General features: G+C 68.6%; 6 protein-coding genes. 1 reads left to right on the top strand and 5 read right to left on the bottom strand.

Annotated elements, in window-relative coordinates:
* Positions 1-108 precede the first annotated feature (108 nt).
* The 3 genes from gcvH to B2747_RS18095 form a co-directional block, all read right to left on the bottom strand.
* Positions 109-495 carry a glycine cleavage system protein GcvH gene (gcvH, locus tag B2747_RS18105; RefSeq protein ID WP_291164285.1) on the bottom strand — a complete coding sequence of 129 codons (387 nt, stop codon included), beginning with the start codon at positions 493-495 and terminating at the stop codon, positions 109-111.
* 46 nt (positions 496-541) lie between these two features.
* Positions 542-1,183 carry a dephospho-CoA kinase gene (gene coaE, locus B2747_RS18100; protein ID WP_291164282.1) on the bottom strand — a complete coding sequence of 214 codons (642 nt, stop codon included), beginning with the start codon at positions 1,181-1,183 and terminating at the stop codon, positions 542-544.
* 84 nt (positions 1,184-1,267) lie between these two features.
* Positions 1,268-2,083 (bottom strand): helix-turn-helix transcriptional regulator, encoded by an 816-nt coding sequence (locus tag B2747_RS18095; RefSeq protein ID WP_291164280.1) that lies wholly within the window; start codon positions 2,081-2,083, stop codon positions 1,268-1,270.
* Between the two features lie 135 nt (positions 2,084-2,218).
* Between B2747_RS18095 and B2747_RS18090 the strand changes: the two genes are divergently transcribed.
* Complete coding sequence (locus B2747_RS18090) at positions 2,219-4,687, top strand: PAS domain S-box protein (protein WP_291164277.1); 2,469 nt, start codon at positions 2,219-2,221, stop codon at positions 4,685-4,687.
* Between the two features lie 119 nt (positions 4,688-4,806).
* Here B2747_RS18090 and B2747_RS18085 read toward each other — a convergent pair whose 3' ends face one another.
* Both B2747_RS18085 and B2747_RS18080 read right to left on the bottom strand, forming a co-directional pair.
* Positions 4,807-5,418, bottom strand: a complete 612-nt coding sequence (locus B2747_RS18085) for a thymidine kinase (protein ID WP_291164275.1) — start codon at positions 5,416-5,418, stop codon at positions 4,807-4,809.
* Between the two features lie 7 nt (positions 5,419-5,425).
* Complete coding sequence (locus B2747_RS18080; RefSeq protein ID WP_291164272.1) at positions 5,426-7,516, bottom strand: DbpA RNA binding domain-containing protein; 2,091 nt, start codon at positions 7,514-7,516, stop codon at positions 5,426-5,428.
* Between the last annotated feature and the right edge of the window lie 150 nt (positions 7,517-7,666).

Raw genomic sequence — 7,666 nt, 5'->3', positions numbered from 1 at the left:
TAGACATTTTTCAGGACTAGACAACTCGATGACTGAGTGTCTCCCGGGCCCGCTCTCCTATCCTCGGATCCTCAGATCCTCACACCTTCTGTTTCCCAGATCCTCGACTTACTCCCCGAGCTGCGCCCGGTACTCGTCCGCGCTCATGAGGCCCGCATCGCCACCCGGCGCGAGCTTCACCTTGATCATCCATCCATCGCCGTAGGGATCGTTGTTGATGAGGGCGGGCTCTCCATCGAGACGCGAGTTCACTTCGACGACCTCACCCGCGACCGGCATGTACAGCTCGGACACGGCCTTCACGGCTTCGACGGTGCCAAACACGTCGTGCGATCCGAAGCTCGCGCCGGGCTTGGGCAGTTCCACGTACACGATGTCGCCGAGCTCACCCTGCGCGAAGTCGGTGATGCCGATGGCCACCACTCCCGAATCGGAGGTGGTGCGGACGTACTCGTGTTCCTTCGTATAACGCAGGTCGGCGGGGATGTTCGACACGGAATGCTCCAGGCGAGGTGAATGATGAGGCCAAGCGAAGTATCCGCTACGGCGCGTCGTTGCGGAAGCGGGGGGTGAGTGGTTGAGGGGTCGCGCGGGCGGCCAGCGCCTGCCAGACGGCCTCCACCTGCGGGGCGAGGGCCTCCAGCGGCCCGTTGTTGTCGATGACCCATGTCGCGCCTTCGCGCTTCAGCGCGGACGGCATCTGGGCGTCGATCATGGCTTGCGCATCGTGCGCGGACAGGCCGCGGGTCTGCACGAGGCGATCGCGCCGGACGTTCTCATCGGCGTCCACCAGAATCACCGCGTCAAATGCGCCTTGCAGGCCCAGCTCAAAGAGCAGGGGAATGTCCGCCACGACAATGCGGTCTCCACGATGTCGGGCCTCTTCCACACGCTGCTCGCGCAGACGACGCACCGCCGGGTGCACGATGGCGTTGAGGGCTTCGCGCGCCGCGGTGTCGCTGAACACGCGCTGGCGCATGGCGGCGCGATCCAGCGTACCATCGGGTCGCAGGAGCTCCGGCCCAAAATGCTCGGCAATGGCGCGCAGTGCGGCGCTACCCGGCGCCACCACGTCACGCGCGAGCTGATCGCTGTCGATGAGAGTGGCCCCACGGGCTGCGAGATCGCGGGCCACGGTGGACTTGCCGGAGGCAATATTGCCGGTGAGGGCGACGTACAGCATGCTGCAACTTAGCACCCGCCACAGCAACGAGCCCCGGAGCTAGGCCCCGGGGCTCGTGGTGTACGGCGGTTCAGCAGCAGGACGTCAGGCCGCAGCCGAGTCCTGCATGTCGTCTTCGTGATCGGAGATCTGCCGGCGCTTCTCGCGATTCACGAGGAGCTCCTGAATGACCCAGCTGGCGCCACCGCGCAGGCGAATCTGGTGCGGCGTGCAGCCCAGATAGCGCTGGCAGGTGTTGCGGAACGCCGAGCCCGAGGGGAAGTCAAGCGCACTGGCCACCCCATCGGCGCTGCGCGAGCCGTCTTCCAGCATGCTGGCCGCCACAATGAGCCGGCCCCAGGTGAGCAACTGATGCGGCGGCGGAAGCTGCGCGCCTTCGAGGCGCTTGCTGAGCAGACGGCGGGACACGGCAATGAGCCGGGCCAGGCTGTCCGGCGTCAGACGTTCGTGCGCCCGTGTCACCGAGAGCATGACCGCGTCGCGCACCACCGAGCGCAGCCCGGCGAGATGCGGCTTGAGCAGGCTGGACACCGAACGCGCCTCGGCCTGGTCGAGCAGTGCGCCGAGCATGGCCGGCGTGTCGGTCTCGTCGGCCACGATGAGCACGTCGATGCCGCAACGACCGGCGTCGAACATGTCCTTGGCGCGCTCACGTGTGACATCGACATAGGCGACGAGCGCCGCGCGCGGCACCCGTACCCGCAGTTGACGCACGCGCTCGAAGTCGGCGCGGCCGTCGACATACAAGTCGAAGACGACCACGTTGATGGGACCGCGCTCGCAGGCGCGCGTCAGCGACGTCCAGTCTTCACACGGGACGAAGCGATAGCGATCCCGTGCAGCCGCGCGAAGCCGCGCCAGCCGGGGTTCGTGTGCGAGCAGCGTCGCGATTACGCCCATGCGACGATCCGTTCAAGGGAAGTGAAAGAAAGAGACCTGGACATCACCCCCTTGACGCCGGAGGGGGGCAGGGCGTCACACTACGGGTCGCACACCGGCCCCATCCCCTTTCTCGCCGGCCCCCTGCCTCCCGCCGTGAACGACGCCTCATCCCTGCCCCCTGCCGAGCCAGCACCGTCTTCTGCGGCCCCCTCCGCCTCGGCGGTTTCGGACGCCTATGCGATGCTGCGGGGCGTGCTTGACGCCGGATTCGATGCCTTTGCCATCGCCCGCGCTCAGCGCGCGCCGACGGGGGAGATTGCCGATCTGCTGGTGGTCGAGGTGAACGCGCGCGCCTGCGACATGGTGGGTCGTCCGCGTGAGAGCCTCATCAACCAGTCGCTGCTGAGTGTGTTTCCACACAGCCGCACCTGGCGACTGTGGGAGCAGGTGTGCGCCGTGATCCTCACGCAGCGGCCACTCGAGACCACGCAGCACGCGCCGCTGCCCGAGGAACCCGACCGCTGGCTGCAACGGCAGATCGTACCGTTGCCCGACGACCATGTGGCCATCTCCTCGCGCGATGTCACCCAGCGCCATCGCGCCCAGCGTGCCCTCGCGGCCAGCGAAGCACGATTTCGCGGGCTCTTCGAGAACAACGGGGCGGCGCAGTTGCTGGTGGACTGCGACACGTCGCGCATCCTCGATGCCAATGCCGCGGCGGAAGCGTTCTACGGATGGTCACGCGCCACGCTCAGCAGCATGACCCTGGCCGATCTCGATGTGCAGGGGGCGAGCGAGTGGCGACACATCGTCGAGTCGATCAGGGCCGGCCGTGGCGCCCGCGCGCAGCGTGAGCATCGCGTGGCCAGCGGAGAGCGGCGGCACGTGGATTTCAGCGCGGGGTGTGTGGACAACGCGTCGCGGACGGTCATGCATTGCCTCGTGCTCGACATGACGGAGCGGGTGCGCTCGGAGCAGCAGCTGCGTGAGTCCGAGCGCCGGTTCCGCGCGCTCATTGCCGGCATGCGCGAAGGGGTGGTGCTGCATGACGAGTCCGGCGTGATCCGCATCCACAACCCGGCCGCCGAACGCATTCTCGGCCTCACGGGTGCGCAGTTGACGGGGCTGCATCCCATCGAGCGTGATTGGCAGGCAACGCACGAGGATGGGTCACCCTGGCCCACGGCACTGCATCCGGCGCAGATCGCGTTGCGCACCGGACGCAGTCAACCGCGACAGCTCATGCAGGTGGCGCGCGGTGCCAGTCAGCCTACATGGATTGTGGTCACGGCCGATCCGCTCATTCGGCCGGGCGAATCGCGGCCTTATGCGGCGCTCGCGGTGTTCAGCGATGTCACCGAACTCCGGCACAGTGACGAACGTCTGCGCGAGGCCATGACGTTTGAAGCCGTGGCCGACGTGGCGGGAAGCATCGGTCATGATCTCAACAACGTGCTCACGGTCATTCGTGCGGCCACGACCTTCTTGCGCGACGGCATGAGCGGCACGTCGCCGCAGCTCGACGACGTGGCGGCCATTGAGCGCGCGACCGATCGCGCCGAGTGGCTCACGCGTCGCTTGCTGGCCGCTGGACGGCGACCGGCGCCGCCGCACGCTGGCGTCGATCTGCTCCCGCTCGTGCGCGCGGCCTGCGAGGCCGCATCACGTGAAGTGCTGGCGCCTTTCGACGCGGCGGTGTCTCTGCAACTCGATCCGTCGTCCACGGCGCAGATGGTTGCGGTCGACCCGGTGCGTGTGCGCGACGTGGTGGACACGATGCTGCGCATGGCATGCGCCGGCGGTGAGTCGGCGTCTGTCACCGGTCCGTTGCTCCTGCGCACCAGACCAGCCGAAGGTGACGAGGGCATGGCGGAACTGGCCCTGCGGTGTACCTCGAACGTGATCGATGCCGACCTCGCGGCGCGTCTGGCAGCGCCCGGTTTCGAGCCGGAGCGCAGCGGTGGCGACCGCGAATTGGCGCTGGCTGTCCTGCACACCCTGCTGCGTCAGACCGGTGGACGACTGCGGGTGGATGTGCCGCCGCCGGGGAGCACGGCGGGGAGTATCGTGCGCGCGCAGTGGCCGGTGGTGAGCGAGTCGGCCGCGACCCAGGCTGTGCCTGTGGCAGAGGAAACCGAACCTGCCGTCGTCCCTGTGGCGGCCGACACGGTTACAGCGGCCGGTACCGACGCCCCTGTCAGCGATTCAGACACACCACCTGAGACCGCGCCCTCGCCGCGCAGACAGGGCGGTGTGCTGCTCGTGGATGACGATGCGCGTCTGCGCGATCTCGGTCGGCGCATGTTCGAGCGGGCCGGTGATGCGGTGTACACCGCGGCGACCGGCCGCGAGGCGCTCACCTTCCTTGCCGCGCGTTCGGATGAGGTGGCGCTCGTCGTCACCGACCTCACCATGCCGGATATCGGCGGACTGGAGCTCATCGAGATCATGGCGGCCCGCTATCCCGACATTCCGGTGATGGCCATCAGCGGATACGGCGTGGCGCCCGGCACACAGGAGCGCCTCGCCGCACGTCATGTGCCGTATGTGCAGAAGCCCTTCACCATGGACGTGCTGCTCGAAACGGCCAGCCGCGTACGCGCAGCCTGGCCAGCCGGCTGATCCCGACTGGCTGATCCCGCCTGGCTGATCCCGCCTGGCTGATCCCGACTGGCTGTACACCAAAGGGCCGCCGTGATGCACAGGACGTGCATCACGGCGGCCCTTTGGTGTGCGACTACTCAGAGGAGCGACTGCTGTGCCTCGTCGCGACGTGGCACGATGTGGCAGGCGCGGCATCGCGCCTCATACGAGTCAGCCGCGCCCACCATGATGGTCGGTGACTCGTACGGTGCCGGCTTGCCATCAATGAGCCGCTGATTGCGACTGGCCGGCGATCCGCACAGCACGCAGATGGCGTGCAGTTTGTCCACCATTTCCGCCACCGCCATGAGTTGTGGCATGGCGCCAAAGGGTTCCCCACGAAAATCCGTGTCAGTGCCGGCGAGGATCACGCGCCGGCCCCGATCGGCCAGACTCGACGCCACCTGCACGATCCCGGCGTCGAGGAACTGCGCCTCGTCGATGGCAATGACCTGGGCCATCGGGTCGAGGCGCAGCAGGATCTGCGAGGAGGAGTCGACCGGCGTGGCCTCGAAGGTCCGCCGGTCATGACTCGAAACGGCCCAGAGGCCGGCGTAGCGGTCATCGAGATGTGACTTGAACACCTGCACGCGCTTGCGGGCAATCGTGGCCCGTCGCACGCGACGCAGGAGTTCTTCCGTCTTGCCGCTGAACATCACGCCGGCGATCACCTCCATCCACCCGCCGGCCGCCTGGAAACCGCCACTCATGCCGCGCTTACTCCTCGTCGCGACGGTCAGACTGTGCCGGACGCGGCGGCCGCTTGGCGAACTTCATGCGATCGCCACGCTCCGCCCACTCACCGCGCGGCTCCGTGCGTTCGCGCGGCGAACGGTCGCCGAACGCGCGACGCTCGTCTGACGCCCGAGGCGGACGACCACCGCGATCACCACCGCGATCGCTGCCTCGGTCGCCACCACGATCGCTGCCACCGAATCCACCACGCGACCCACGGTCGCGATCACCAAAGCCACCGCGCGGACCGCGATCACCGCGATCACCGCGATCGAACGAGCGCGGACGCTCGCTGCGCTCACCCCGGTCGCTGCGCTCACCCCGGTCGCTGCGCTCGCCACGATCCTCACGCGGCGGACGATCGCTGAACTTGCGCTCGCCGAAGCTGCGCTCACTGCGCTCGCCACTACGGCCACCAAATCCACCACTGCGGCCGCCAAAGCCACGGTCACCACCACGATCCCCACCGCGGCCGCCAAACCCGCCACTGCGGCCACCAAATCCGCGGTCACCACCGCGATCGCCACCACGACCACCAAAGCCGCCGCTCCGGGCGCCGAAGCGCTCACCGCTGCGTTCGTCGATGCGCGCGCCGAGTCGACGGCCACGCAGCGAAGCGTCCTTGAGCGCTTCGATCGCGCGGGTGGCGTCTTCCGCGGACAGCTCCACCGTCGCGTGCGACTCGTACAGTTCCACCGAGCCGATGCGATCACCGGGAATGCCGGCCTCGTTGGCGATCGCGCCCACGATGTCGCCGACCCGCACCTCATCGCGCTTGCCGACACCGAGGAACACACGCTGCTTGCCGCCAGCCGACGCGCCGGAGGCCGCGCCCGACTCACCGCGTGATTCCGACCGCGCGGCGCCCGGGGCTTCGACCCGCGCTTCGCTGCGCGGGGCTTCACGCGCCGAGGGCTTGGGGTTGAGGAAAATGGCCTTGGCGCGAATGGCCTGCGTTTCGCGGCGCGCGCCTTCGTACAGGCGAAGCGCGGCGCAGGCAATCTCCACCGCATCATGCGTGTCCAGCAGCGGCGCCACCAGCGCCAGCTCGCTGGCCGTCGGCTGACCGTTGGCCAGCGTGGAACGCAACGCGGTGCGCAGCGTCTGCACGCGGTCTTCCGCCGACGCCTTCTTGACCGCCGCAGTCCACGGCTCGGCCAGTCCACCCGTCATGCGACGGAAGGCGGGCACTTCATCGGCCAGCAACAGCGCCACGGCATCCACCGGACGCATGGCCATGGCCGTGACCAACGCATCGAACGTGAGAGGCGCATCCCACAGCACCGTCATGGCGACATGCTGCGCCGACGGCTGACGCACGACCTGCACATTGAGCCCATCCACCACGAGGCCCAGTCGCGCGAGCGCCTGCGTGGCGTCTTCCACGCCGGCGTCGGTGGACGACACGACGCAGAGTGACGGCGGGTCGATCTCGTCGAGCACTGCGCGCAGTGCGTCGGCCCGGCCCGTGGCCGAGGTCACGAGATAGCGCGGCGTGACGGTGAGCGGTGCGTCGCCGAGGGCAAACGGATTGACCCGGCGCGCGCGGCGCAGCTGGGCCTCGAGGAAGCTCTCGGTAGCCGGCGTTTCGCCGTCGAGCGTGGCGGTGCGCGAGGCCGTTTCCGGCACGTCGGCCAACAGCGCCAGCAGCGCTTCTTCGCCCGTGTTGGCGAGCAGGTCGTCGAGGCCGACGAGCACCAGGGCCTGCAATGAGTCCAGATCAAGTCCCGAGGCGCGGCGCAGGGCTAGCAGGTCGGTCACCGTGCCGGTGACGACCGCCACGGGGGCGGCGCGCAGGACGCGCTTGGCGCGGACCACGCCGGTCACCGGCACCACACGCGCCGCGCTGCCCTCGAGCAGGCGCCGGGCCTGATCACCGGCGGTAATGGCCTGTTCGGCCGTTGGGGTGACGATGAGGCAAACTGGTGCGGCTTCCGCGCCGCCATCCCGGCTCCGTTCCACGCCGGCGCGCATGGCCGCAGCCATCGTGCGCATATCCGCCGGCCCTTCCAGCACCACGTGCTGGCTTCGCGTCGTCCCGGACGACGTCTCTTCCCGATCCTGCTCGCTCACGCCCCACCCCTTCAGTTGTCAGTCATCCCGGCGGCCCAACCGCCGGTGCTTGTCGCGCCCGTCTGGCGCCCTGCGGCCGTCATGGCGCCCACGTGTCGGGGTCGCTTAATTGGGACGGCACCTCGCTGGCCCTCAACATCGGGCCAACCC

The sequence above is a fragment of the Gemmatimonas sp. UBA7669 genome (genome assembly GCF_002483225.1).
Classification (GTDB): domain Bacteria; phylum Gemmatimonadota; class Gemmatimonadetes; order Gemmatimonadales; family Gemmatimonadaceae; genus Gemmatimonas.
Note: the sequence above shows the minus strand (reverse complement) of the source record. Positions and strands in the feature narration are given on the sequence as shown.